Origin of the sequence: Streptomyces sp. NPDC058758, from assembly GCF_042746075.1 — a bacterium.
Taxonomy (GTDB): domain Bacteria; phylum Actinomycetota; class Actinomycetes; order Streptomycetales; family Streptomycetaceae; genus Streptomyces.
Genome location: NZ_JBHYPS010000003.1, coordinates 14,221 through 36,635, shown reverse-complemented (window position 1 = coordinate 36,635; position 22,415 = coordinate 14,221). Strand labels below are relative to the sequence as shown.

Here is a 22,415-nt window from a genome sequence, read left to right as displayed (position 1 = left end):
GCCGCCCGCACCCCGTACCCCTCGTCCCTCCGCTCCTCGCCCGTCAGCCGTCGTCCGTCACGGCCGTCGTCCGTCAGCCCTGGGCCTCGCCGTCGAGGCCCAGGGCCCGGGCCAGATAGGGCGCGGTGCGGCTGCCGGCCGCCCGCGCCACCCGGGCCGGCGGGCCTTCGGCGACGATCCGGCCGCCGTCCTCGCCGCCGCCCGGGCCGAGGTCGACCACCCAGTCGGCCCCGGCCGCCACGTCCATGTCGTGCTCGACGACGACCACCGTGTGCCCGCCGTCCACCAGCCCGCGCAACTGCCGCACCAGTACCTCGACGTCGGCCGGGTGCAGACCGGTCGTCGGCTCGTCGAGGACGTACAGGGTGTGCGCGCGGCGCGGGCGCTGGAGTTCGGAGGCGAGCTTGATGCGCTGGGCCTCGCCGCCGGACAGCTCGGTGGCGGGCTGGCCGAGCCGGAGGTAGCCGAGGCCGACGTCGAGGAGGGTGCCCAGGCTGCGGGCCGCCGCCGGGACGTCGGCGAAGAACTCCGCCGCCGACTCCACGGTCAGGTCGAGGACTTCGGAGATGTCCAGGCCGCGCAGCCGCACCTGGAGGGTCTCCGGGTTGTAGCGGGCGCCGCGGCAGTCCGGGCAGGGCGCGTACGTGCTCGGCAGGAACAGCAGCTCCACCGAGACGAAGCCCTCGCCCTGGCAGGTCTCGCAGCGGCCGCCGGGCACGTTGAAGGAGAAGCGGCCGACCTTGTATCCGCGGCTCCGTGCCTCCTCGGTCTGCGCGAAGAGCTTCCGCACCACGTCGAAGAGGCCGGTGTACGTGGCCAGGTTGGAGCGCGGGGTGCGGCCGATCGGCTTCTGGTCCACCGTCACGGTCCGCCCCGCGCCCTCCCCTTCCCCGGTGAGGGCGCCGACCAGGGTGGACTTGCCGGAGCCGGAGACGCCGGTGACCGCGGTGAGGGCGCCCCGGGGGAAGGCGGCGTCCACCCCGCGCAGGTTGTGCCGGGTGACGGGACCGGTGCGCAGCCACTCCCGAGGGGCGAGCGCGGGCCGTTCGGGCACGGGGGAGCGGTCGAAGAGGAACCGCCGGGTGGCCGACTCCTCGACGTGGGCGAGGAGTTCGGGCGGGCCGCTGTGCAGGACGCGGCCGCCGTGCTCCCCGGCGTGCGGGCCGACGTCCACGAGCCAGTCGGCGTGCCGGACCACGTCGAGGTGGTGCTCGACGACGAAGACCGTGTTGCCGGCCGCCTTCAGCCGGTCGAGGACGACGAGCAGGGCCTCGGTGTCGGCGGGGTGCAGGCCGGCGGACGGTTCGTCGAGCACGTACACGACGCCGAAGAGGCCGGAGCGGAGCTGGGTGGCGAGCCGCAGCCGCTGGAGTTCCCCGTTGGAGAGGGTGGGCGTGGTGCGGTCCAGGGAGAGGTAGCCGAGGCCGAGTTCGGTGACGGTGGCGATCCGGGCGAGCAGGTCCTCGGCGAGGACGCGGGCGGTCTCCGGGCCGCCGGGGGCGGCCGCCGGGGCCAGCGCTTCGGCCAGGGCCGTCAGCGGCAGCGCGGCCAGCTCGGCGATGGTCCGGCCGGCGAAGGTGACGGCCAGCGCTTCGGGGCGCAGCCGGCCGCCGCCGCACACCGGGCACGGGGCGCTGGTGAGGAAGCGTTCCGCCCTGGCCCGCAGCGCGGGGCTCTTCGAGTCGGCGTAGGTACGCAGGACGAGCCGGCGGGCGCCGGTGTACGTGCCCTGGTACGGGCGCTGGATCCGGTCGGCCTCGCGGACCGGGTGCACGGTGACGACCGGCTGCTCCTCGGTGAAGAGGATCCACTCCCGGTCCTTCGGGTCGAGCTCGCGCCAGGGCCGGTCGACGTCGTGACCGAGGGCGTCGAGGACGTCCCGGAGGTTCTTGCCCTGCCAGGCGCCCGGCCAGGACGCGACGGCGCCCTCCCGGATGGACAGGCCGGGGTCGGGGACGAGGAGTTCCTCGCTGGTCTCGTGGATCCGGCCGAGGCCGTGGCAGGACGGGCAGGCGCCGGCCGCCGTGTTGGGGGAGAAGGCGTCGGAGTCGAGGCGGGGCGCCCCGGGCGGGTAGTCGCCGGCGCGGGAGTAGAGCATCCGCAGCGAGTTCGACAGGGTGGTGACGGTGCCGACGGAGGAGCGGGCGCTCGGGGCGGCGCGGCGCTGTTCGAGCGAGACCGCCGGGGGCAGGCCGGTGATCTCGCCGACCTTCGGCGCGCCGACCTGGTGGATGAGGCGGCGGGCGTAGGGCGCGACGGACTCGAAGTAGCGGCGCTGGGCCTCCGCGTAGACGGTCCCGAAGGCGAGGGAGGACTTCCCGGAGCCGGAGACCCCGGTGAAGACGGTGAGGGTGTCGCGGGGGATGTCGACGTCCACGCCCCGGAGGTTGTGCTCGCGGGCGCCGCGGACACGGACGAAGGGGTCATGGCCGGAGACTGGATCCTGCATGCGTAGATTTTATCCAATATCCGTTTCCAGGCCGTTATCGGGGCCGCGTTCGGGTGCGGGCACCGGGCCCGGTGCCGGGCCGGTCCGGGGAGTGAGACCCGCCCCCCTGGCCGGCTCCGTACAGGTGTCCGGCGAGCGGCCGGCCCCTGTCGGTCCGGCCGGGGAAGAGCGAGGCCGGCACGCCGAGCCGCTCGGCCACCACCACGGGCCGGTGGTCGGGCGGCACCACACTCCTCCCGTGCGCACCCGGAGGGCGGAGGTGGCGCGGCGACGGCGGCGAGGCCATCCGACGGGCGTCTCGGCGCGGCACGCCGTCACGGATGTATGAGGTCCGGTTGCGGGGGCACACGCGGGACGAGCGCACCGGACCGCCTGAGGGCCGGGTCTTTCCCGGTCGTCCTTCTGACCGAGGAGGTTGCCTTCCCCGACGGCGGGCAGGCGTCCAGGCAGCGCACCGAGCGACGCACCACCCGGAAGGACAGACGCGTGACCCAGACCCCGACGCACCACAAGACCCGCACGGTAGGGGTGGAGGAGGAGCTGTTGCTCGTCAGCGCCGAAACCGGAGAGCCGCTCGCCCTGTCGTCCGCGGTCCTCGCGGCGGCCTCGGGGGAAGAGGCGGGGGACGTCTTCGAGAAGGAGCTGCACCAGGAGCAGCTGGAGTTCGCCACCCGCCCCGTCGCCGACATGGGCGCGCTGTACGAGGAGATCGTCCGGTGGCGGGGCGAGGCCCGGCGCCACGCCGGGAGCGTCGGCGCCCAGGTCGCCGCCCTCGCGACCTCCCCGCTCGCCGTCGAGCCCTCCCGGAACCTCGGGCGGCGGTACCGCTGGCTCGCCGACCAGTTCGCGCTGACCGCGCAGGAGCAGCTGACCGGCGGATGCCACGTGCACGTCTCCGTCGAGTCCGACGAGGAGGGCGTCGCGGTCCTCGACCGGATCCGCCCCTGGCTGCCGCTGCTCACCGCGATCAGCGCCAACTCGCCCTACTGGCAGGGCAAGGACACCGGGTACGCCAGCTATCGCAGCCGGGTCTGGTACCGCCTCCCCTCCGCGGGCCCCTACGAGCCGTTCGGGAGCGCGGCGGCCTACCACGCCCGCGTGCGCGACATGCTGGACACGGGCGTCCTGCGCGACCAGGGCATGATCTACTTCGACGCCCGCCTCTCCGCGACCTTCCCCACCGTCGAGATCCGCGTCGCCGACGTCTGCCTCGAACCCGGCACCACGGTGCTGGTGGCCACCCTCGCCCGTGCCCTGGTCGAGACCGTCGCGCGGGCCTGGCGGTCGGGCGAACCGGTGCCCCGCGTCCCGGTCGAGGCGCTGCGCCTCGCGGCCTGGCAGGCCGCCCGCTCGGGTCCGGAAGGCCCGCTGCTCGACCCCCGGACGCTGCGCCCCGTCCCGGCCGAGGCGGCCTTCGACGCCCTCGTCACGTACACCGAGACCGCGCTGCGGGAGACCGGCGACCTCGACCGGGCGCGGGCCGGCCTCAAGGAGGTCCTGGCGAGTGGGGGCGGGGCCCGGCGGCAGCGCGACCTCTTCGAGGACGGCAGGGAACTGGGCGAGGTCGTCCGCGCGTGCGCACGGATCACCACCCAGGAGGCGGACCCCGCGGAGTAGCGCCCGATCCCGCCCGCGCGACGGCGACGGCGACGGTGCCCTCCGGGCGAGCCGGACGGTGTCGCGCGGGGCCCGGGACGGCGCCTCGCCCTCCCGCGTACGGGAGCGGCCGGGGACCGGGAGGCGGAAGTCCGGGGGAGCGCGCCAGGGGGTTCCTGCGCGCGCCCCGGTGTTCCCGGCGGCCGTTGTCGGTGGCGGCTCCTAGGCTGAGCGCGTGACAGGAGACCACCGGCCGCTCGCCGTCTTCGACCTCGACGGCACCCTCGCCGACACCGCCCACCGCCAGCACCACCTGGAGCGCAGGCCCCGGGACTGGGACGGGTTCTTCGGGGCGGCGCCCGACGACCCGCCGCTGGTCGAGGGCGTGGCCCTGTGCCGGTCGGCCGCCGAGGAGTGCGAGGTGGTCTACCTGACCGGGCGCCCCGAGCGCTGCCGGCGGGACACCCTGGACTGGCTGGCCGCACAGGGGCTCCCCGAGGGCCCGCTGCACATGCGGCGGCACCGCGACTTCCGGCCCGCGCGGGTGACCAAGGTGGAGATCCTGCGCCGGCTCGCGGCCGACCGCGCGATCCGCATGCTGGTCGACGACGACGCGCTCGTCTGCGAGGCCGCCGAGGCGGCCGGCTTCCCGGTCGTCCGCGCCCGCTGGGCGACCCCCTCCGAGGCGCTGAGGGAGGCCCAGGAGCGCGAGGGGCGCACCTGATCGGGGTCGGGGGCCGGGAGGGCGGTCCGCCGGACCGGGTGCGCTCCGCCGGGGCCCGGGGGGAACTGCCGGGCCCGGTCCTGAGCCCCGGCGCCGGGTGCGCACCGCGGGGAGCCGGGGGCGGGCCGCCGCCCCGTCCTGATCCGAGACGGGCCCCGGGCGAGCGGTGGGCTCCGGGACCAGGGCGAGCGGCGGGCGCTGGCGGGGGTGCGGCGGGTCAGGCCTCGCCGTCCAGCCGGAAGCCGACCTTCAGGCCGACCTGGTAGTGCTCGATCCGCCCGTCCACCAGATGCCCGCGCACCTGGGTGACCTCGAACCAGTCGAGGCCGCGGAGCGTCTGCGAGGCGCGCTCGATGCCGTTGCGGATGGCCTGGTCGACGCCCTCGGTGGAGGTGCCGACGATCTCGGTGACGCGGTAGGTGTGGTTCGACATGGGGGCCGAACTCCTCTCGGTGCCCTCGGTGGGTTCCCTCCACCGTGCCCCAGGGCGGGGAACCGCGCGACACGGCGGGGGCGCCCCCGCCCCCTTCGCCCGTATCCGGGGGTAACCGTTCCGCGTGCCCCGTCCGATCCGGGAACCGGATGGTCAAGGACTTGACCACTTGCTTGGTCCAGACCAGAATCCAGGCCACATACCCGCGCGAACAACCCGTTCGGTCCCCCCACGTCGGGTCAGCCCCCATGCCGCACCACCGTGTGCTGAACCGAAGGTGACCTCCGTGAAGAACCGCTTCCTCGCATGCCCGCTGGCTGCCGCCACCGCACTCGCCCTCGCGGGCTGCGGGCTGTTGCCGGGCTCAGGGGGCGAGACCCGCACGGTCGACATATGGCTCATGCGGGACAGCGTCAGCGAGGACTTCCTGAACCGCTTCACCGAGGCGTACGAGGACGAGCACGACGACGTCGAGCTCAAGGTCACCATCCAGGACTGGACCGGCATCGGCAAGAAGGTCACCGAGGCCATCCAGGGCGGCGGCGGACCGGACGTCATCGAGGTCGGCAACACCCAGGTCGCCCAGTACGCCGACACCGACCGGCTCTTCGACCTCACCCTGGAGTCCGTCCGCGACCTCGGCAGCGAGGACTGGCTGCCCGGTCTCGCCGAGCCCGGCAGCATCGGCGGCTCCCAGTACGGCATCCCCTGGTACGCCGCCAACCGCATCGTCATCTACAACAAGGACCTCTTCGCCCAGGCCGGCGTCGACACGGAGCCCGCCACGCGCGCGGAGTGGCTGAGCGCCACCGAGAAGCTGAACCGGCAGGGCTCCCAGGGCATCTACCTGGCCGGCCAGGACTGGTACACCCTCGCCGGCTTCATCTGGGACGAGGGCGGCGAGCTCGCCGTCGACAAGGGCGGCGAGTGGACCGGCGCCCTCGACAGCCCGGCGGCCCTGCGCGGCATGGCCTTCTACAAGGACCTCCAGTCCCTCGGCTCCGGCCCGAAGAACGCCGACGAGCAGAACCCGCCGCAGGCCGAGGTCTTCGCCCGCGGCGACGTCGCCCAGATCGTCGCCACTCCCAGCGCCGTCGCCGCCGTCCTCAAGGCCAACCCCGGGCTCAAGGACAAGCTCGGCTACTTCCCGATCCCCGGCAAGGAGGCCGGCACCCCCTGCGCCGTCTTCACCGGCGGTTCCGACCTGATCATCCCGGAGAACGCCCCCGACCGCGCCGCCGCCCTCGACGTCGTCAAGGCGCTGGCGGGCGAGAAGTGGCAGACCGAACTGGCCCGGGCCATGGGCTACGTGCCCAACAAGAAGAGCCTCGCCTCCGTCGTCTCCGGCCAGGAGGCCACCGCCGCCATGGCCGCCGGCGCCGCCAACGGCCGCGCCACCCCCAACTCGCCCCAGTGGGCCAGCGTCGAGGGCGACAACCCCATCAAGCCCTTCATGACCGCCGTCCTGGAGGGCGAGGACCCCAAGAAGGCGGCCCGCACCGCCTCGGAGGCCATCACCGGCACCCTGGCCGAGTGATCCGCCGCGGCGCCCCCGGGGCCCGGCCCCGAAAGGGCGCCGCGGAGCATTCAGCCTTCCCACATCCGCGAGCCCCCGGGCGGTCACGTCGAATCCAGTCGGCGGCGGAAGAAACGAGGGGCCGGACCGCACCGCTCGCGGACCGGCGTCGACCCTTCACCTTCCGTACGCCGGAGGAGACCGCCATGCCCGCCCTCTCGCACGCGTTCGCCGACCCCACCGCCCCCGCCGTCCCCGTGCCGGCGGGCATCCGCCCCGCCGCGGCGCTCCCCGCGCAGCCCGGACCGGCCGGCGGCCCGCGGCCCGAGCCCCGCTACGTCGTGGGACTCGCCCGCGACCAGGACGAGGTCCGCGCCGCCCAGCGCCTGCGCCACCTGGTCTTCGCCGGCGAGATGGGCGCCCGTCTCGACGGCCCCGAGCCGGGCCTCGACACCGACGCCTTCGACGCCTTCTGCGACCACCTCCTGGTCCGCGAGGAGACCACCGGCGAGGTCGTCGGCACCTACCGGATCCTGCCGCCCGAGCGGGCCGCCGTCGCCGGCCGCCTCTACTCCGAGACCGAGTTCGACCTCACCCGGCTCGCCCCCCTCCGCCACGACCTCGTCGAGGTCGGCCGCTCCTGCGTCCACCCCGCCCACCGCAACGGCGCCGTCATCGCCCTCATCTGGGCCGGCCTCGCCCGCTACATGACCCGCACCGGCCACGAATGGCTCGCCGGCTGCTGCTCCCTCCCGCTCGCCGACGGAGGCGCCCTCGCCGCCGCCACCTGGGACACCGTCAGGGCGAAGCACCTCGCCCCGGAGGAGTACTGGGTCACCCCGCACCGGCTGTGGAACGCCGACGGCGTCCGCCGCCCCGAGGGCCGCACCGAACTGCCCCCGCTGCTCCGCGGCTACGTCCGGCTCGGCGCCTGGGTCTGCGGCGCCCCCGCCCACGACCCCGACTTCGGCGTCGCCGACCTCTACGTGCTGCTCTCGCTCCGCCGGACCAACCCGCGCTACCTGCGCCACTTCCTCTCCCTCGCCCCGGCCTCGTGAACCGCGCGGTCCCGCCCCCCTCGCCGTGGCTCCCCACGGCCCCCTGCACCCCGGGCCGCCGCTGCGCGGCCCACCCGGACCCGGAGACCGCCGCCCCGGCCGACTTCCGGGCCGCCCCCGCGCCGCTCGCCTGCGCCCGGCTCGCGGCGGGCCTGGCGACCGTCCTGCTCGGGGTGGCGCTCCTCCCGGCGGCGGCCCTGCTGCCGGGCGCGGCGCGGCACCCGCTCGTACGGCTCTGGGCGCGGGCGGTGGTCCGCGCCTTCGGCGTCCGGCTGACCGTCACCGGCGGCGGGCCCCCCGCCGGCGGACCGGCGCTCGTGGTCGCCAACCACGTCTCCTGGCTGGACATCCCCGTGGTGGCCGCGGTCCTGCCCGGCCGGATGGTCGCCAAGCGGGAGGTGCGCGGCTGGCCGGTGCTCGGTCCGCTCGCCGCCCTGGGCGGCACCCTCTTCATCGACCGCGACGGGCTGCGCCGGCTGCCCGGCACCGTCCGCGAGGTCGCCGGGGCGCTCGCGGCGGGCGGCCGGGTGACCGCCTTCCCGGAGGGCTCCACCTGGTGCGGGCGGGCCGGCGGGTGGTTCCGTCCGGCCCTCTTCCAGGCCGCCGTGGACACCGGATCCGACATCCAGCCGGTACGGATCGCCTACCGGCCCGAGGGGGCGGCGGCGTACGTGGGGGAGGACCCGCTGGGCGCGTCGCTGTGGCGGGTCGCGCGGACGCCGGGCCTCGCCGTCGAGATCCGGATGCTGGAGCCGATATCCGCGATCCGGCATCCGGACCGCAGGCTCCTGGCCTCCGCCGCCCAACGAGCCGTCGACCCGACGGCCCCGCACCGGCCCGCCGGCCGCCTCCCCGCGTCCCCCCGGCAGCCCGCCGTCCCCCGGCAGCCGTCGCCGGGCACTCGGACCTCCCCGGCGGTCCCGACCGTCCAGGCCGTCCCGGCTTCCTACCGGGCCGTCGCGAGCGACAGCGCGAACCTGCCCTCCTCGTCCGTCCACCACCGCGCGAGCTCGAAGCCCGCCTCGGCCAGCTCCGCCCGCACCCCCTCCTGACGGAACTTCGCCGACACCTCCGTGCGCAGCTCCTCGCCCGCCTCGAACGGCACCGCCAGGTCCAGGTCGGCGATCTTCACCGTCAGCGCGTGCCGGGCCCGCAGCCGCATCTCGATCCACTCCCGCTCCCGGTCCCACCGGGCCACGTGGTCGAAGTCGTCCGGATCGGCGTCGGCGCCCAGCTCCCGGTCGATCACGGCCAGCACGTTCTTGTTGAACTCCGCCGTCACCCCGGCCGCGTCGTCGTACGCCGCCACCAGGGTCGACTCGTCCTTCACCAGGTCGGTGCCGAGCAGGAAGCCGTCCCCGACCGCCGTCATCGACCGCACCGAGCGCAGGAACGACCGCCGCTCCTGCGGCAGCAGGTTGCCGATCGTCCCGCCCAGGAAGGCGACCAGCCGCGGCCCCGGAGTCTCCGGCAGCGCGATCCCCCGGGTGAAGTCGGCGACGAGCGCGTGCACCCGCAGCCCGGGACGGTCGGCGAGCAGCGCCTCGGCCGCGCCGGTCAGCGCCGACTCGCTCACGTCCACCGGCACGTACGCGGCCAGCCCCGGCAGCAGCGCGTCGATCAGGAACCGGGTCTTCTCCGACGAACCGGAACCCAGCTCCACCAGGGTCCGCGCCCCGGTCGCCGCCGCGATCTCCGCCGCCCGCGCCACCAGGATCTCCCGCTCCGCCCGCGTCGGGTAGTACTCGGGCAGCCGGGTGATCTCGTCGAACAGCTCGCTGCCGCGCGCGTCGTAGAACCACTTCGGCGGCAGCTCCTTGGGCGAGCGGGTCAGGCCGCGCAGCACGTCGGCGCGCAGATCGGCGGCGGCCGCGTCCGGGGCGAGGGTGCGGGTCAGCTGGAACGTGCTCACGCGGACGACTCCTTGAGCGGGGTGAGGACGACCTCGGTCCGGCAGGCGGTGACGAGCGTGCGCTCGGGCACCTCCCGCCAGCCGGGATCGTCGTCGTACGGTTCGGAGGCCACGACCACCCGGCCGGGGCCCGACAGACACCACAGGCTGTTCCCCCACGCCGTCGCCGCGACCTGGTCGCCGTCGGTGAGCAGCAGATTGAGCCGGGCCCCCGGAGCGGCCTCGGCCGCCGCCAGCACCGTCCCGGCCAGCGCGTCCCCGGGGCCCTGGCCCGCCCGCAGCCGGTGCAGCACCAGCGCCCACAGCAGCGCCGAGTCGGTCCGCGCCTCCAGGTCCAGCAGCTCGGCCGCCGGCAGCGTCGCCGCGAGCGGGGTCAGCACCCCGGGCCAGCCCGGCACCGCCCCGTTGTGGCTGAACAGCCACGGTCCCGACGCGAACGGCGCCGCAGCGGCCTCCCCGTCCGCGCCCGGCAGCGTCGCCCCCCGCACCGCGCCGAGCAGCGCTCCGCTGCGCACCACCCGGCACAGGTCCGCGAAGGAGAGGTCGCCCCAGATCGGCCCGGTGCGCCGGTACCGGGCCGGGACCGGGTCCCCGTCCGCGTACCAGCCGACGCCGAAGCCGTCGGCGTTCACCACCCCGCTGCTCTGCGTACGGGGCTCCCACGCCTGGCGCAGCAGCGCGTGCGGCGGCCGCAGGAGCAGCTCGCCGAGCGCCAACGGATCGCCCAGATAGGCGACATGACGGCACATCAGTCCAGCTCCGCGGAGCGGGCGGTGCGGAAGCCGGCGAAGATCTGCCGCCGCACCGGATAGTCCCAGTTGCGGAAGGTGCCCCGGCAGGCCACCGCGTCGACCGCGAACGAACCGCCGCGCAGCACCTTGTACTCGGGACCGAAGAAGACCTCCGAGTACTCCTTGTACGGGAACGGCCGGAAGCCCGGATAGGGCAGGAAGTCGCTCGCCGTCCACTCCCACACGTCACCGATCAGCTGCCGCACCCCGAGCGGCGAGGCGCCCGCCGGATAGCTTCCGGCCCGCGCGGGCCGCAGGTGCCGCTGGCCCAGGTTGGCGTGGTCCGGGCCCGGATCGGCGTCGCCCCACGGGTAGCGGCGCGAGCGGCCGGTCACCGGGTCGTACCGCGCCGCCTTCTCCCACTCCGCCTCCGTCGGCAGCCGGCGCCCCGCCCAGCGGGCGTACGCGTCCGCCTCGTACCAGCTCACGTGGACCACGGGCTCGTCCTCCGGCACCGGTTCGGTCCTCCCGAACCTGCGGCGCAGCCACTGTCCGCCGTCCTGCCGCCAGAACAGCGGTGCCACGACGCCGTGTTCACGGATCCGCGCCCAGCCCTCCGGATGCCACCACCGCCGGTCGGTGTAGCCGCCGTCCGCCATGAAGGCCAGATAGGAGCCGTTGGTGACCGGCACCGTGTCGATGTGGAAGGCGGGCACGGAACGGGTGTGCGCCGGGCGCTCGTTGTCCAGCGCCCAGGGCTCGTCCGAGGTGCCCATCGTGAACGGCCCGCCGGGTACGAGCACCTCGGACGGAAGCGGCCCCGACGGGTGCTCCGGCGGCGGGGAAGCGCTCAGCGCTGCCGGCCCGGATCTCAGCTGATGGGTGATCAGCATCGTCTCGTCGTGCTGCTGTTCGTGCTGGGCGATCATGCCGAAGGCGAAGCCCGCGTCGAGCAGCGGACGCCCCTCCAGGCGCGTCCCCGCCAGGACGTCCAGCACCCGGGACCGTACGTCGGCGGCGTACGCCCTGGCCTCGGCCGGCGGCAGCAGCGGCAGCGACGGGCGCGCGGAGCGGGGGTGCGCGAAGGCGTCGTACAGCGGGTCGATCTCCGGCCGCAGCGCCTCGCGGCCCGCCACCTCCCGCCACAGCCACTGCTCCTCCTGGTTCCCGATGTGCGCCAGGTCCCAGACCAGGGGGGACATCAACGGCGAGTGCTGGGCGGTGAGTTCGCCGTCGTCCACGCAGTCCGTCAGGAGCGCGGTGCGGGCCCGGGCGGCGGTCAGGGCCTCCAGCGCCCGGCTCCGCAGCGCCTCCGCGCCGTCGCCGGTCATGAGATCACCGCCTGGAGTTCGTCGGCCGGGCAGCCCCCGGGGTCCACGTACCGCTCCCGGAAGGCGTCGACGGCGCGCCGCACCCGCTCGCTCGCGCCGATCCGCCGCAGCGCGGGCCGTGCCGCGGCGAAGACCTCGACCGCCGCCGCGTGCAGCAGCGGATCGCCGAGACCGTCCCGGGCCGCCCGCTGCCAGAGCGGGTTGCGGGGCGCCGGCCCGGGACCGGCCAGTTCGGCCAGCGGCCGTACCGCCCGGTACACGGCCTCGGCCGCCTCGGCGTCCTCGAAGACCGCCGTCGTCACCGCCACCGGCACCATCCAGCCGTCCTCGCCCGGCTGCGCGTCGATCATCCGAAGCTCCAGGTGGCCGCGCGGCCGGACCGGCGGAAAGAGGGTCGTCAGGTGGTAGCGCAGGTCGTCGGCGTCGGCGGGCCGCGGCGCCCCCGTCCGGAGCCACTCCCGGAAGGTCAGCCCCTCCGGCACCAGCCACGGGCCCTCCTCCGCGCGCACGCACAGCACCGGCGTGTCCAGGACGTGCGCGGTCCACTCGCCGCGCGGGTCCCCGTCCGCCGCGGGCGCCAGGGCCCGCACCGGGTCGAGGTCCGCCCACAGCGCCTGCCGGGTGGAGCGCCATCCGGTGCGACGGCCGCCGTACTGCGGGGAGTTGGCGAAGACGGCCACGAGCACCGCGCCGAAGAGGTGCGCCAGCTCCCACCGGCGCAGATAGCCGAGCGGCCCCGGTTCCTCGTACCCGGCGTCCAGGCAGACCTGGACCGAGGCCGACTCGCACATCATGGCCCGGCCCGCCGGCCCCGTCCGGCCGAGCGCGATCTCCATCGCGTCGTACCGCGGCTCGCGCAGCACCCGCTCGCGCCGCGCGTGCCAGGGGTCCACCCCGTACCCGCTCAGCGTCAGTCCGTGCGGGCCCAGGGCCGCGCGGACCGCCGCCAGGTCGGAGGAGAGGGAGTCCAGGCACTCCATGAGGGAACCGGCAGGGAGCGAGCTGAGCTCCAGCTGCCCGCCGGGTTCGAAGGTCAGGGACGACACCAGCGGCAGGGACCGCACGGTGTCGAGCGCGGCCGCGAGGCGGGGCGCGCGCACCGGCTCCCTCGGGTCGCGAAGATCGTGGACGAGCCATTCCAGCTCCACCCCCACGGTACGGGGCGGGCCGGTCTTGAAACAGATGCAGCGCAGCAGGTCCTCCGCCGCCTCCTCGGTGAGGGGCGGGCCGCCGCGCGGGGTACCGCTGGGCGCCATCCGTGCACCTCCAGGTGCTGGTCGCGGAACCGTTCGGGAACCGCTGCCTTCCACCTAAAGCCACCACCGGGCGGCGTGCAAGAGCGCCTCGGCGCCCCCACGCGCGCCCCTGTGCCCCCGGACGTCCGTAAAACGCTCCCGGACCAGCGGCCACCGGCAGCGCGGAAAACCGTTTGTCCCGCAGCCACCGAAACGATCACCCTCGTCGTATGAGTGCACGACTGCGCGAGGTCGCGCGGCAGACCGAGGCGATCGTCGCCGCGGGCTCCTACACCGCCCCCGACGGGCGGACCGTCTCCCTCCGCGAGGACCTCGCGGCGGCCCTGGCCGGAACCCGTCTGTACGGCCCCGGGCCCATACCCGTCACCCCGGACACCGGCCGCGCCGGCCGGATCGAGGTCACCGGCGAGAGCAGCCTCGCCGCCGCCCGTCGGATGACCACCGCCGACCCCGGCCGTCCGGTGGCCGTCCTGAACTTCGCCTCCGCCCGCAACCCCGGCGGCGGCTACCTCAACGGCGCCCAGGCACAGGAGGAGGCCCTGTGCCGCTCCTCCGCCCTCCACGCCACGCTGCTCCGCGCCCCCGCCTACTACGAGCACCACCGGAGCGACCGGGACGCCTTCTATACCGACCGGGTGATCCACTCGCCCCGGGTCCCGGTCTTCCGCGACGACCGCGGCGCCCTGCTCGCCGCCCCCTTCACCGTCGGCTTCCTGACCTCGCCCGCCCCCAACGCGGGCGTCGTCCGGCGCATGAGTCCCGAGCGGGCCCACCGGCTGCCCGCCGCGCTGGCCTCCCGCGCCGAGCGGGTCCTGGAGACGGCCGCCGCCGAGGGGTACCGCCGGATCGTCCTGGGTGCCTGGGGCTGCGGCGTCTTCCGCAACGACCCGGCCGGGGTGGCCGGCGCCTTCAAGGCGCTGCTGACCGGTGACGGACGGTTCGCCGGCCACTTCGACGAGACCGTCTTCGCCGTCCTGGACCGCGCCGCCGGGACCCCGACCCTCGCCGCCTTCCGCCGGGTCCTGGACCCCGTCGCCGGTGCCCGCCCCGTCACGTAATGCGTGCTTCGTACCCGCGTGCGAGCCTGAAAGGACACGGCGACGCGCCCGAGGCGCGTCCCGGAGCCGTCGTCGCAGTCGTACGGGAGGCACGATCGTGGGCAAGAAGCAGACCCGGGTGAACAAGGGCGCCCGCACGGGCGGTCACGAACAGCGCGAGACGGCATCCGCCAAGGAGAAGGGCGGGACCACGAGCGAGGCGCCGCGGTCCGTCATCGAGCAGCCGTCCCACCGCCGGGAGCGGAAGTTCGGGCACAACTGATCGCGGTTCCGGGGAAGCGGGGTCCGGCCTCCGGGGTCCGACCTCCGGGATCCGGGACACAGGCACGGGCCCGGCGCCAGGACGGCGCCGGGCCCGCCGGTGTTCACGGGGGCCGTGGGGTCACGTGTCGTCGTCGCCGACGGTGATCTCGACCGTCGTCACCTCCTCCTCGCCGCCCCGCGACGCCGGTACGGCGGCGGGAGCCGGGCGGTCGGGGCCGGCCGGGCTCATCGTGGCGAGCAGCTGGCGGGCGAGGCCGAGGCCGGTGCCGCCCATGGTGAGGGCCTTGGCGAACATCTCCGCCATGCCGTCGGCGCCGTTCAGGAGGACCATCTGGTCCACGTTCCCGAAGGCCGAGGCGCCGGCCTCCACGATCTCCGGCCACCGCTCCGCGAGCTGCTGCGCGACCACGGCCTCCTGGTTCTCGGCAAGCGCCGCCGCCCGCGCCTTGATCGCCTCTGCCTCGGCCAGGCCCTTGGCGCGGGTGGCCTCGGCCACCGCGAGGCCCTTGGCGTGGGCCGCCGCGGCCTCGGCCTCACCGGTGACCCGGGTCGCCGTGGCCGTCGCCGCGCTCGCCAGCTCGGTCTCCCGGGCCTTGGCCTGCGCGGCCGAGATCCGGGCGTCGCGCTCGGCCTCGGCCAGCGTCCGCGTCTCGTACGCCATCGCGTCGGCCGGCTTGCGGACCTCGGCCTGGAGCTGCTGCTCCTTGCGGAGGCCCTCCAGCTCCGCGACCCGGGTCTCCTGGACGACCACCTCCTGGCGGGAGGCGGCGTCGGCGAGGGGTCCGGCCTGCCGGGCCCGGGCGCTGGCCTGGTCCCGTTCGGCCTGGTAACCGGCCTGGAGGATCTCGCTGTCGCGGGTGGCCTCCGACATCCGGGCGGCGGCCTGCTGTTCGGCCTCGGTCGCCCGGCGGTTGGCCTCCGCCTGCGCGATCCGGGCGTCGCGCTGGACGGCGGCCGCGTGCGGGGCCGCGAGGTTCTTGATGTAGCCGGTCGGGTCCTCGATCTCGTGGATCTGGAGCGAGTCGACGATCAGACCGAGCTTCTCCATCTCCGTGCCACAGGCCGAACGGGCCTGCCCGGTCAGCTTCTCCCGGTCACGGATCATGTCCTCCACGGTCAACCCGCCGACGATGGCACGGAGATGACCGGCGAAGACGATGTGGACCCGCTCGCTCATCAGCTTCTGCTGGTCGAGGAAGCGGCGGGCCGCGTTGGCGATCGACACGAAGTCGTCGCCCACCTTGAAGATCACCACGCCCCGGACCTTGAGCGGAATGCCCTGGTGGGTGACGCACTCGACGGACAGCTGGGTCTCGTTGAGGTCGAGCGACAGCTTCCGCACCGCCTGCACGCCGGGCACCACCAGGGTGCCGCGACCGGTGACGATGCGGAACCCCATGCCGTCGCCGAGGCCCTCGTTCTTGTGGTTGGAACCGGAGATGATGAGCGCCTCGTTGGGTTCCGCGACGCGCCACATCATTTTGAACAGGACGATCAGGACGACGAGCGAGCCGACGACGGCGCCCGCCAGAATGCCGATGCCCATGGGAAAGGTCCCCCTTCACCGGAGCCGTGCGGATCCGGTGAAGGGAGTGTGCGCCCGGGGCGGGGCGCACTCAACGGTCGTGACGGACGTCGTGTCAGACGTCGTACACGGCTGTGACATAGACGGTGCGCGGAGGGAGGTGTTCCACGACGGTCACCAGGGTGCCGACCGCGATCCGCTCCTTCGGGGACGCGGCGTACGCCAGGAAGTGCTCCGCCCCGCCGCGGATCCGCAGGATCACCTCGCCGACGAGTCCGGGCCCGATCGTCCCGGTCACCCGGCCGAGCAGTCCCACCATCGAGCTGTCCATCGACTCGTCCATGGCTGAACGGTACGTCAGAACCGTGACGTCCGGCGGTCGTTGGAGTCCGCTGGGAGGAGCGCAGGTCAGCGGACCGAGCGGATCGGCCGGACCGCGAGCGCGCCCAGGACCGACAGCACGGCCGCCACGACGAAGAGGGGGGTGTAGCCGCCGCCCATCGAGACCACCGCCGAGGCGACGAAGGGGGCCACGATCTGCGGGCCCGCGTTGGCGACGTTCAGGACGCCCATGTCGCGGGCGGCGTCCTCCGCCTTCGGCAGGACCATGGTCACCAGGGCCGTGTCCACCGCCATGTAGCAGCCGAAACCGAGGCCGTTGACGACCGAGAAGACGAGCATCGCGGTCCAGCTCGTCGAGAGCGCGGGGAGGAGCAGGGCGACGGCGGCCAGTCCCGCCGAGGCGCCGACGAAGAGCTTGCGGCGGTCGAAGCGGTCGGACAGCCAGCCGCCGAGGACCGTGGAGACCACCATGGCCACGGAGTTGACCGGCATGAGCACGGCGACGGCCTCCTCGGCCGAGAGTCCGGCCGGCAGGTCGGTGTGGTCCTTGAGGATGTAGAGCTGGAAGCCGGACACCGCGAAGTAGCCGAGGACGAGCAGCGCCCGGCCGATGAAAGCCCAGCGGAAGTCGTGGTCCTTCAGCGCGCTGCCGAAGGCGGCGATCTGCGCCTTGGCCGGCATCGGGGCCCGGGCGGGCAGCCGCTCCTCGCGGGCGAGCGAGGTGAAGACCACGGCGGTGACGGCGACGAGGGCGCCGAAGACCAGGTAGCCGGTCCGGTAGTCCTCCGAGAAGGCCGCGCCGACCAGGGCGCCGACGGTCGAGCCGATCGGCAGGCCGAGCCCGACGGCCGCCGACGCCTTGCCGCGCGCGGCGAGGGGCACCCGGTCGGGCACCACGGAGGTGATCGCCGCCTGGTAGACGTTCATCACCGCCTGCCCCAGACACCAGGCGATGGCGACCAGCAGGATCGTGTGGACGCTGCCGAGCAGCAGCATCACCGGCACCGCGAGCAGGCCGCCGCCCAGGATCCAGGGGTTGCGGCGCCCGGAGCGGTCGGAGAGCGCCCCCGCGACCGGATTGAAGACGGTCGCGAAGATCGCGGACACGCCGGCGACGAGCCCGAAGTTCGCCACCTTCCCGGCCGGGTCGATGGCCTCGATCTGGAGCGCGAGCAGCATGCCCGCCACTCCGATGTAGAGCGCGTACATCGCGGTGTTGCCGAGGAGCAGCAGCGGCAGGAGTCCGCGGGTGGGCCGGGCGGTGGCGGCCGGGCCGGCCCCCGCGGGGGAGCCGGGACCGGCGGCGAAGCCTGCGGCGGGTGCGGAGCCCGTACCGGCTCCGGTCCCGGGGGAGGAAAGGGCCACGGTGCCCTCCAGGGAAGGGAGAACGCCCGACGAGGGGCGGGAAGCGGATGATTTCGGGGTAGTGACACGTGTCAGTGACTCGTGTCAGCATTGTGTAGCACTCATATCCGGCCATCCGCCAGACCCTGCGCCGGATTGTTCTGGAAAGATGCCGAAGCGATGAGTCAGTCGATCGAACAGCCCGCCGACCACGCCCCGGACCGCGCCCCGCACCGCGCCCCGGATCCCTCTTCGGACCGCGCCCCGGACCGCACGCCCGCCCGCGCCGTGCCGACCAGTGCCGACGTGGCGCGCCTCGCGGGCGTCTCCCGGGCCACCGTCAGCTACGTCCTGAACAACACCTCGGCGGTCCGCATCAGCGAACCGACCCGCGAGCGGGTCCGCGAGGCGGCCCGCGAGCTGGGCTACGTCCCCCACGCCGCCGCCCGCACCCTGCGGGCCGGCCACAGCAGGCTGGTGCTGCTGCCCACCGCGCACGTCCCCGTCGGCCCGCTCTACAGCCGCTTCTTCAACGACCTCCAGTGGGCCCTGCGCCGGCTCGACTACACCGTCGTCCAGTACGGCAGCGTCGGCCTCGCCCCCGAGGACGCGGCCCGCGCCTGGGCGGAGCTGCGCCCCGCCGCCGTGGTCTCCACGGGGGAGGTGGAGGTGACGCCCGGCGCCGTGGAGATCCTCAGGCGCTCCGGCGTCAAGGCGGTGATCACCGTCGGGTCCCGCGACGCCGAGGGCACCCACTCCCTCGTCCTGGACCAGCCGGGGGTCGGCAGGGTCGCCGCCGAGCACCTGGTCGCGACCGGCCGCCGCCGCATCGGCGTGGTCGTCCCCGAGGAACCGGGCCTCGGCACGTTCTCGGGCCCCCGCCTCGACGGCGCCCGTCGTGCGGCCGAGGCGGCCGGCGCCACCGTCGTACCGCTGCCCCTCGCGTACACCGAGGAGTCCGCCGGGGCACTGGCCGCGCGCTGGCCGGAACTCGGCCTCGACGCCGTCTTCGGCTACAACGACGAGTACGCCATGCTCCTCATGAGGGCCCTCCAGGACGCGGGCGTCGACGTGCCCGGCGAAACCGCCGTCGTCGGCGCCGACGACCTCCTCCTCGGCCGCCTCCTGCGCCCCCGTCTGACCACCGTCCGCATCGACCTCATCCCGGGCGGGGAACTCGCCGCCCTCGTCGACGACGCCGTGAACGGCACCGCCGGCGAGACGGGCAACCGCCCGCTGCTCGACTCGCGGATCATCCCGCGCGAGTCCAGCTGACGGCCGGACGGGCCTTCGGGACGGGGCGGAGTGCGCGTGGTGGGACGGGGCGCCCGGGTGGTCGGCGGGGGCCCGGTGGGCCCCGGGGCCGCGGGTGGCCTCGGTTGCCCGGACGGTCCCGGCGGTTCTCGGGCCGGGGGCTGGTCGGGCGGCCCGCTCAGACCGGGCGGCCGTAACGGGCTGCCACCGCGGCGGCGCGGTCCCGGAGCGAGGCGCGCAGCGGCTCCGGCGCCAGGGCCTCCGCGTCCGTACCGAGCTGCCACAGGGCCCACTCGGCATGCCGGAGGTCCTGGAACGTCGCCTCCAGCCGCAGCCAGCCCTCCGCCTCCGCCTCGGCCTCTGCCTCCGCCGCCCGGACGGCCACCGCGGTGGCCAGCAGGTCCTCCCGCCGCTCCGGCCTCACCCGGACCAGGACGGGAAGGTGATCCGTGGACAGGAACCGCGCGCACCGCTCCCGCCACGCCTCGTCGAGGTCGACCCGGCCCGGCCGCTCCGCCGGGTCGGGCAGCTCCTCGGCGGCCAGCACCCGTGACAGCCGGTAGGTGCGGTCGGCGCCGGCCCGCACGGCCAGCAGATAGCCCCGATCGCGCACGGTGACGAGGCCGATCGGATCCACCGTGCGCCACCGGGGCGGCTGGTCCGCTGCCGCGTAGTGGATGCGGAGCTTGTGCCCGGCGAGCACCGCCCGCCGGATCTCGCCCATCGCCGTACCGGACACCTCCTCCGTGACCGTACGGCGCGAGAGCAGGTCGGTCTCCGGCTCGACGAGGAAGCGCCGGGCCGCGTCGCTCGCGGTCGACCGGTGGTCCTCGGGCAGCGCGTCGACCACCTTGCGCATGGCCGAGGCGAGCGCCGAACCCAGCCCGAACACCTGCTCGCCACGCCCTGAACCGGCCGTCAGCAGGGCGAGCGCCTCGTCGCGGTTGAGCCCGGTGAGCTCGGTCCGGAAGCCGGGCAGCAACGCGAACCCGCCGTGCCGCCCGCGCTCGGCATAGACCGGCACCCCGGCCGCGGAGAGCGCCTCGATGTCGCGGAGGACGGTACGGGTGGACACCTCCAGCTCGCCGGCGAGGGCGGGCGCCGTCATCCGGCCGCGCTGACGCAGGAGCAGCACGAGGGAGACGAGACGGTCGGCACGCATGGGAGGACCGTAGCCAACGCACGACATCGGCATCGGAGATCCGGGAGGGCTCGGATCCCGGATTCAGGCTTCGGTCAGAAACCTTGGATCGGAAACATGACAGAGGATGTCACGTTTCGCTGGAAGCCTCGTCAGCACCCGCAAGGAGCACCCGAAGCCCTTGCAGCGCACGAACGCATGGGAGCCGACATGGCAGTGGAACGCGCAGCGATCAACCCGGTGTCCTGGTCGTCGGACCTGGGGTTCAACCAGGGCGAGCTGGTCACCGGGCACACCCGGACCCTGTACGTCTCCGGGCAGACGGCGACGGACACCGACGGCAAGCCGCAGCACGACGGTGACATGGCGGCGCAGCTGGCGCTGAGCCTCGACAACCTGGAGGCCGTGCTCGGCGGGGCCGGCATGTCCCTCGCGCACCTCGTCCGGCTGAACGTCTACACCACCGACGTCGACCTTCTCTTCCCCCACTACGGCGTCCTGGCGGCACGGCTGGGCGCCGCGAACGCGGCACCGGCCACCACGATGCTCGGCGTGACCCGCCTGGCGGTCCCCGGGCAGCTGGTCGAACTGGAGGGCACCGCCGTCGCCTGACCCGACGGCCCTGCCACCCCACCCCGCCCCGCCTCCCGCCCGGCCCCGACCGGCCTCGCACGGCGGGAGGCGGGCGCAGCGCTTAGCGTCGGTGGCATGAGCACTCACCCGAAGCGTTACGAGATCCTGCTGGTGCCCGCGCACGTCGAGGACCGGGGCGGGGCGGCCGTCGCCGACAGCGCGGTGCGGTCGGCCGTGGTGGAGCTGACCGGGCGGGAGGGCGAGTCCGGGTACCCCATGTACGAGGGGCACGGGATCGTCGCCGACGTCGACCCGGAGACGCGCGCGGTGGAGGCGCTGCTCGTGGACGGCCGCGAGCTGGACTACGGCCTGGTCGCCCTGGTCCGGGACGCGCCCGCGGCATGAACCCGGCGGTGAGGCCGCCGAGCCCGCCCACCGACCTGCCGCGCCCCCGCCCCCGGCATGCCGCCCCCGCAGCAGCCGCCCACCGACCTGCCGCGACCCCGCCGCCCCCGCCCACCGGCCTGCCGCGCCCCCGCAGCCCCCGCCGCCGGGCGTCGTTGACAGGCCGGACCGGCGGCTCCAGACTCTCCGCGCGCACCAGTGCGAACCATCGTTCACCAGGCGAACAGAGTCGTTCCGCCGGGACCCGGGAGAGATCCGATGAGCATCCGCGACGTGTACATCGTCGACGCCGTCCGCACCCCCATCGGGAAGTTCGGCGGGGGCCTCGCCTCCGTACGCCCGGACGACCTCGCCGCCCATGTCGTCAAGGCCCTCGTGGACCGCACGCCCGGCCTCGACCCGGCCCTCGTCGACGACGTCTACTTCGGCGACGCCAACGGCGCGGGCGAGGACAACCGGGACGTGGCCCGCATGGCCGTCCTGCTCGCCGGGCTGCCCGTGAGCGTCCCCGGCGTCACCGTGAACCGGCTCTGCGGCTCCGGCCTGGAGGCCGTGATCCAGGCCGCCCGCGCCATCGCCGTCGGGGATGCCTCCGTCGCGATCGCCGGCGGCGTCGAGTCGATGTCCCGGGCCCCCTGGGTGCTCCAGAAGCCCGAGCGCGCCTTCCCGGCCGGCCACCAGCAGCTGCACTCGACCACCCTCGGCTGGCGCATGACCAACCCGCGGATGCCCGCCGAGTGGACCGTCTCCCTCGGCGAGGGCGCCGAACTCGTCGCCGACCGCCACGGCCTCGGACGTGACGCGCAGGACGCCTTCGCCCTCGACAGCCACCGCAAGGCCGCCGAGGCGTGGGGCAAGGGCCTGTACGACGGCGAGGTCGTCCCGTACCCGGGCGCGGAGCTGGACCGCGACGAGTGCGTCCGGGAGAACACCTCCCTGGAGGCGCTGGGCCGCCTCAAGCCGGCCTTCAGGCCCGACGGCGGCACCGTCACCGCCGGCAACGCCTCCCCGCTCAACGACGGCGCCGCCGCCCTCCTCCTCGTCGACGAGGACGGGCTGCGCGAGACCGGCCGCGAGCCGCTCGCCCGGATCCGGGCCTCCGCCGTCACCGGCGTCGAGCCGCAGCTCTTCGGCCTCGGCCCGGTCGCCGCCGTCCGGCGGGCCCTGTCCAGGGCGGACCGCTCCTTCGCCGACCTGACCACCTTCGAACTCAACGAGGCGTTCGCCGCCCAGGCCCTCGGCTGCCTCGCCGAGTGGCCGGAACTCGACCCCGCGATCGTCAACCCGCGCGGCGGCGCCATCGCCCTCGGTCACCCGCTCGGCGCCTCCGGTGCCCGGCTCGCGGGCTCGGTCGCCCACCAGCTGGCCGCCGCCGGCTCCGGCACGGGCCTCGCGGCCCTCTGCATCGGCGTCGGCCAGGGCCTGGCCCTGGTCCTGGAGCGCTGACCGGGCTCCCCGTCCGGCCGGAGGGCGTACGGACACGGGTGAGCCCCCGCCGGAGCG

General features: G+C 75.0%; 21 protein-coding genes and 1 pseudogene. 11 read left to right on the top strand and 11 right to left on the bottom strand.

Annotated elements, in window-relative coordinates; translation table 11 throughout:
- Positions 1–73: 73 nt before the first annotated feature.
- Positions 74–2,449: an ATP-binding cassette domain-containing protein gene (locus ACFW6A_RS04925; RefSeq protein ID WP_386638695.1), complete on the bottom strand. Its 2,376-nt coding sequence runs from the start codon at positions 2,447–2,449 to the stop codon at positions 74–76.
- A gap of 142 nt (positions 2,450–2,591) precedes the next feature.
- Positions 2,592–2,716, bottom strand: a pseudogene (locus ACFW6A_RS04920) (LLM class flavin-dependent oxidoreductase); the annotation flags it as partial.
- Between the two features lie 219 nt (positions 2,717–2,935).
- Here ACFW6A_RS04920 and ACFW6A_RS04915 point away from each other — a divergent pair.
- Positions 2,936–4,066 (top strand): glutamate--cysteine ligase, encoded by a 1,131-nt coding sequence (locus ACFW6A_RS04915; RefSeq protein WP_386483938.1) that lies wholly within the window; start codon positions 2,936–2,938, stop codon positions 4,064–4,066.
- Between the two features lie 214 nt (positions 4,067–4,280).
- Positions 4,281–4,769: a hypothetical protein gene (locus tag ACFW6A_RS04910; RefSeq protein ID WP_351854613.1), complete on the top strand. Its 489-nt coding sequence runs from the start codon at positions 4,281–4,283 to the stop codon at positions 4,767–4,769.
- A 217-nt stretch (positions 4,770–4,986) separates the two neighbouring features.
- Here the strand turns inward: ACFW6A_RS04910 and ACFW6A_RS04905 are convergent, their stop codons facing one another.
- Positions 4,987–5,202, bottom strand: a complete 216-nt coding sequence (locus tag ACFW6A_RS04905; RefSeq protein WP_351854610.1) for a dodecin — start codon at positions 5,200–5,202, stop codon at positions 4,987–4,989.
- 286 nt (positions 5,203–5,488) lie between these two features.
- Here ACFW6A_RS04905 and ACFW6A_RS04900 point away from each other — a divergent pair, with 286 nt between their 5' ends.
- The 3 genes from ACFW6A_RS04900 (at position 5,489) to ACFW6A_RS04890 (ending at position 8,828) form a co-directional block, all read left to right on the top strand.
- Positions 5,489–6,739, top strand: coding sequence for an extracellular solute-binding protein (locus ACFW6A_RS04900; protein WP_351854607.1), 1,251 nt, complete (start codon positions 5,489–5,491; stop codon positions 6,737–6,739).
- Between the two features lie 185 nt (positions 6,740–6,924).
- Complete coding sequence (locus ACFW6A_RS04895; protein WP_351854605.1) at positions 6,925–7,776, top strand: GNAT family N-acyltransferase; 852 nt, start codon at positions 6,925–6,927, stop codon at positions 7,774–7,776.
- Positions 7,773–8,828, top strand: coding sequence for a lysophospholipid acyltransferase family protein (locus tag ACFW6A_RS04890; RefSeq protein ID WP_386638691.1), 1,056 nt, complete (start codon positions 7,773–7,775; stop codon positions 8,826–8,828). Before ACFW6A_RS04895 ends, ACFW6A_RS04890 begins: the two co-directional genes overlap by 4 nt.
- On the opposite strand, the gene egtD is transcribed toward ACFW6A_RS04890, so the two are convergent.
- From egtD to egtA, 4 genes are read right to left on the bottom strand one after another with little or no spacing between them, the layout of a single operon-like run.
- Positions 8,723–9,688 (bottom strand): L-histidine N(alpha)-methyltransferase, encoded by a 966-nt coding sequence (gene egtD, locus ACFW6A_RS04885; protein ID WP_386638688.1) that lies wholly within the window; start codon positions 9,686–9,688, stop codon positions 8,723–8,725. The two genes, ACFW6A_RS04890 and egtD, sit on opposite strands and share 106 nt — an antisense overlap.
- Positions 9,685–10,437, bottom strand: coding sequence for an ergothioneine biosynthesis protein EgtC (egtC, locus tag ACFW6A_RS04880; protein ID WP_386638685.1), 753 nt, complete (start codon positions 10,435–10,437; stop codon positions 9,685–9,687). Before egtC ends, egtD begins: the two co-directional genes overlap by 4 nt.
- The gene (egtB, locus tag ACFW6A_RS04875) at positions 10,437–11,750 is read right to left on the bottom strand and encodes an ergothioneine biosynthesis protein EgtB (RefSeq protein ID WP_386638683.1); all 1,314 of its coding nucleotides are present in this window, start codon (positions 11,748–11,750) and stop codon (positions 10,437–10,439) included. Before egtB ends, egtC begins: the two co-directional genes overlap by 1 nt.
- Positions 11,747–13,006 (bottom strand): ergothioneine biosynthesis glutamate--cysteine ligase EgtA, encoded by a 1,260-nt coding sequence (egtA, locus tag ACFW6A_RS04870; protein ID WP_351854591.1) that lies wholly within the window; start codon positions 13,004–13,006, stop codon positions 11,747–11,749. Before egtA ends, egtB begins: the two co-directional genes overlap by 4 nt.
- A 209-nt stretch (positions 13,007–13,215) precedes the next feature.
- Here egtA and ACFW6A_RS04865 point away from each other — a divergent pair, with 209 nt between their 5' ends.
- The gene (locus tag ACFW6A_RS04865; protein ID WP_386638680.1) at positions 13,216–14,064 is read left to right on the top strand and encodes a TIGR02452 family protein; all 849 of its coding nucleotides are present in this window, start codon (positions 13,216–13,218) and stop codon (positions 14,062–14,064) included.
- 97 nt (positions 14,065–14,161) lie between these two features.
- Positions 14,162–14,326, top strand: a complete 165-nt coding sequence (locus ACFW6A_RS04860) for a hypothetical protein (protein ID WP_351854586.1) — start codon at positions 14,162–14,164, stop codon at positions 14,324–14,326.
- Positions 14,327–14,446: 120 nt separating this feature from the next.
- Here ACFW6A_RS04860 and ACFW6A_RS04855 read toward each other — a convergent pair whose 3' ends face one another.
- From ACFW6A_RS04855 to ACFW6A_RS04845, 3 genes are all read right to left on the bottom strand, one after another.
- The gene (locus ACFW6A_RS04855; protein WP_386638676.1) at positions 14,447–15,874 is read right to left on the bottom strand and encodes a flotillin family protein; all 1,428 of its coding nucleotides are present in this window, start codon (positions 15,872–15,874) and stop codon (positions 14,447–14,449) included.
- A gap of 94 nt (positions 15,875–15,968) precedes the next feature.
- Complete coding sequence (locus tag ACFW6A_RS04850; protein WP_351854618.1) at positions 15,969–16,172, bottom strand: hypothetical protein; 204 nt, start codon at positions 16,170–16,172, stop codon at positions 15,969–15,971.
- 89 nt (positions 16,173–16,261) lie between these two features.
- Positions 16,262–17,560, bottom strand: coding sequence for an MFS transporter (locus ACFW6A_RS04845; RefSeq protein WP_386638673.1), 1,299 nt, complete (start codon positions 17,558–17,560; stop codon positions 16,262–16,264).
- A gap of 159 nt (positions 17,561–17,719) precedes the next feature.
- Here ACFW6A_RS04845 and ACFW6A_RS04840 point away from each other — a divergent pair, with 159 nt between their 5' ends.
- Complete coding sequence (locus ACFW6A_RS04840; protein ID WP_386638670.1) at positions 17,720–18,814, top strand: LacI family DNA-binding transcriptional regulator; 1,095 nt, start codon at positions 17,720–17,722, stop codon at positions 18,812–18,814.
- A 157-nt stretch (positions 18,815–18,971) separates the two neighbouring features.
- Here the strand turns inward: ACFW6A_RS04840 and ACFW6A_RS04835 are convergent, their stop codons facing one another.
- Complete coding sequence (locus ACFW6A_RS04835; RefSeq protein WP_386638667.1) at positions 18,972–19,955, bottom strand: helix-turn-helix transcriptional regulator; 984 nt, start codon at positions 19,953–19,955, stop codon at positions 18,972–18,974.
- A 189-nt stretch (positions 19,956–20,144) separates the two neighbouring features.
- Between ACFW6A_RS04835 and ACFW6A_RS04830 the strand changes: the two genes are divergently transcribed.
- The 3 genes from ACFW6A_RS04830 (at position 20,145) to ACFW6A_RS04820 (ending at position 22,358) form a co-directional block, all read left to right on the top strand.
- Positions 20,145–20,546, top strand: coding sequence for a RidA family protein (locus ACFW6A_RS04830; protein ID WP_386638664.1), 402 nt, complete (start codon positions 20,145–20,147; stop codon positions 20,544–20,546).
- Positions 20,547–20,642: 96 nt separating this feature from the next.
- Positions 20,643–20,912 (top strand): hypothetical protein, encoded by a 270-nt coding sequence (locus tag ACFW6A_RS04825; RefSeq protein ID WP_351854571.1) that lies wholly within the window; start codon positions 20,643–20,645, stop codon positions 20,910–20,912.
- Between the two features lie 258 nt (positions 20,913–21,170).
- Positions 21,171–22,358 (top strand): thiolase family protein, encoded by a 1,188-nt coding sequence (locus ACFW6A_RS04820; RefSeq protein ID WP_351854568.1) that lies wholly within the window; start codon positions 21,171–21,173, stop codon positions 22,356–22,358.
- Positions 22,359–22,415: the final 57 nt, after the last annotated feature.

Excerpts from the sequence above, each read along its gene's own strand:
- ACFW6A_RS04925 (WP_386638695.1), bottom strand. The coding sequence starts at position 2,449 with ATGCAGGATCCAGTCTCCGGCCATGACCCCTTCGTCCGTGTCCGCGGC.
- ACFW6A_RS04905 (WP_351854610.1), bottom strand. The coding sequence starts at position 5,202 with ATGTCGAACCACACCTACCGCGTCACCGAGATCGTCGGCACCTCCACC.
- ACFW6A_RS04895 (WP_351854605.1), top strand. The coding sequence starts at position 6,925 with ATGCCCGCCCTCTCGCACGCGTTCGCCGACCCCACCGCCCCCGCCGTC.
- egtC (WP_386638685.1), bottom strand. The coding sequence starts at position 10,437 with ATGTGCCGTCATGTCGCCTATCTGGGCGATCCGTTGGCGCTCGGCGAG.
- egtB (WP_386638683.1), bottom strand. The coding sequence starts at position 11,750 with ATGACCGGCGACGGCGCGGAGGCGCTGCGGAGCCGGGCGCTGGAGGCC.
- egtA (WP_351854591.1), bottom strand. The coding sequence starts at position 13,006 with ATGGCGCCCAGCGGTACCCCGCGCGGCGGCCCGCCCCTCACCGAGGAG.
- ACFW6A_RS04865 (WP_386638680.1), top strand. The coding sequence starts at position 13,216 with ATGAGTGCACGACTGCGCGAGGTCGCGCGGCAGACCGAGGCGATCGTC.
- ACFW6A_RS04855 (WP_386638676.1), bottom strand. The coding sequence starts at position 15,874 with ATGGGCATCGGCATTCTGGCGGGCGCCGTCGTCGGCTCGCTCGTCGTC.
- ACFW6A_RS04850 (WP_351854618.1), bottom strand. The coding sequence starts at position 16,172 with ATGGTGGGACTGCTCGGCCGGGTGACCGGGACGATCGGGCCCGGACTC.
- ACFW6A_RS04840 (WP_386638670.1), top strand. The coding sequence starts at position 17,720 with ATGAGTCAGTCGATCGAACAGCCCGCCGACCACGCCCCGGACCGCGCC.
- ACFW6A_RS04835 (WP_386638667.1), bottom strand. The coding sequence starts at position 19,955 with ATGCGTGCCGACCGTCTCGTCTCCCTCGTGCTGCTCCTGCGTCAGCGC.
- ACFW6A_RS04830 (WP_386638664.1), top strand. The coding sequence starts at position 20,145 with ATGGCAGTGGAACGCGCAGCGATCAACCCGGTGTCCTGGTCGTCGGAC.
- ACFW6A_RS04825 (WP_351854571.1), top strand. The coding sequence starts at position 20,643 with ATGAGCACTCACCCGAAGCGTTACGAGATCCTGCTGGTGCCCGCGCAC.
- ACFW6A_RS04820 (WP_351854568.1), top strand. The coding sequence starts at position 21,171 with ATGAGCATCCGCGACGTGTACATCGTCGACGCCGTCCGCACCCCCATC.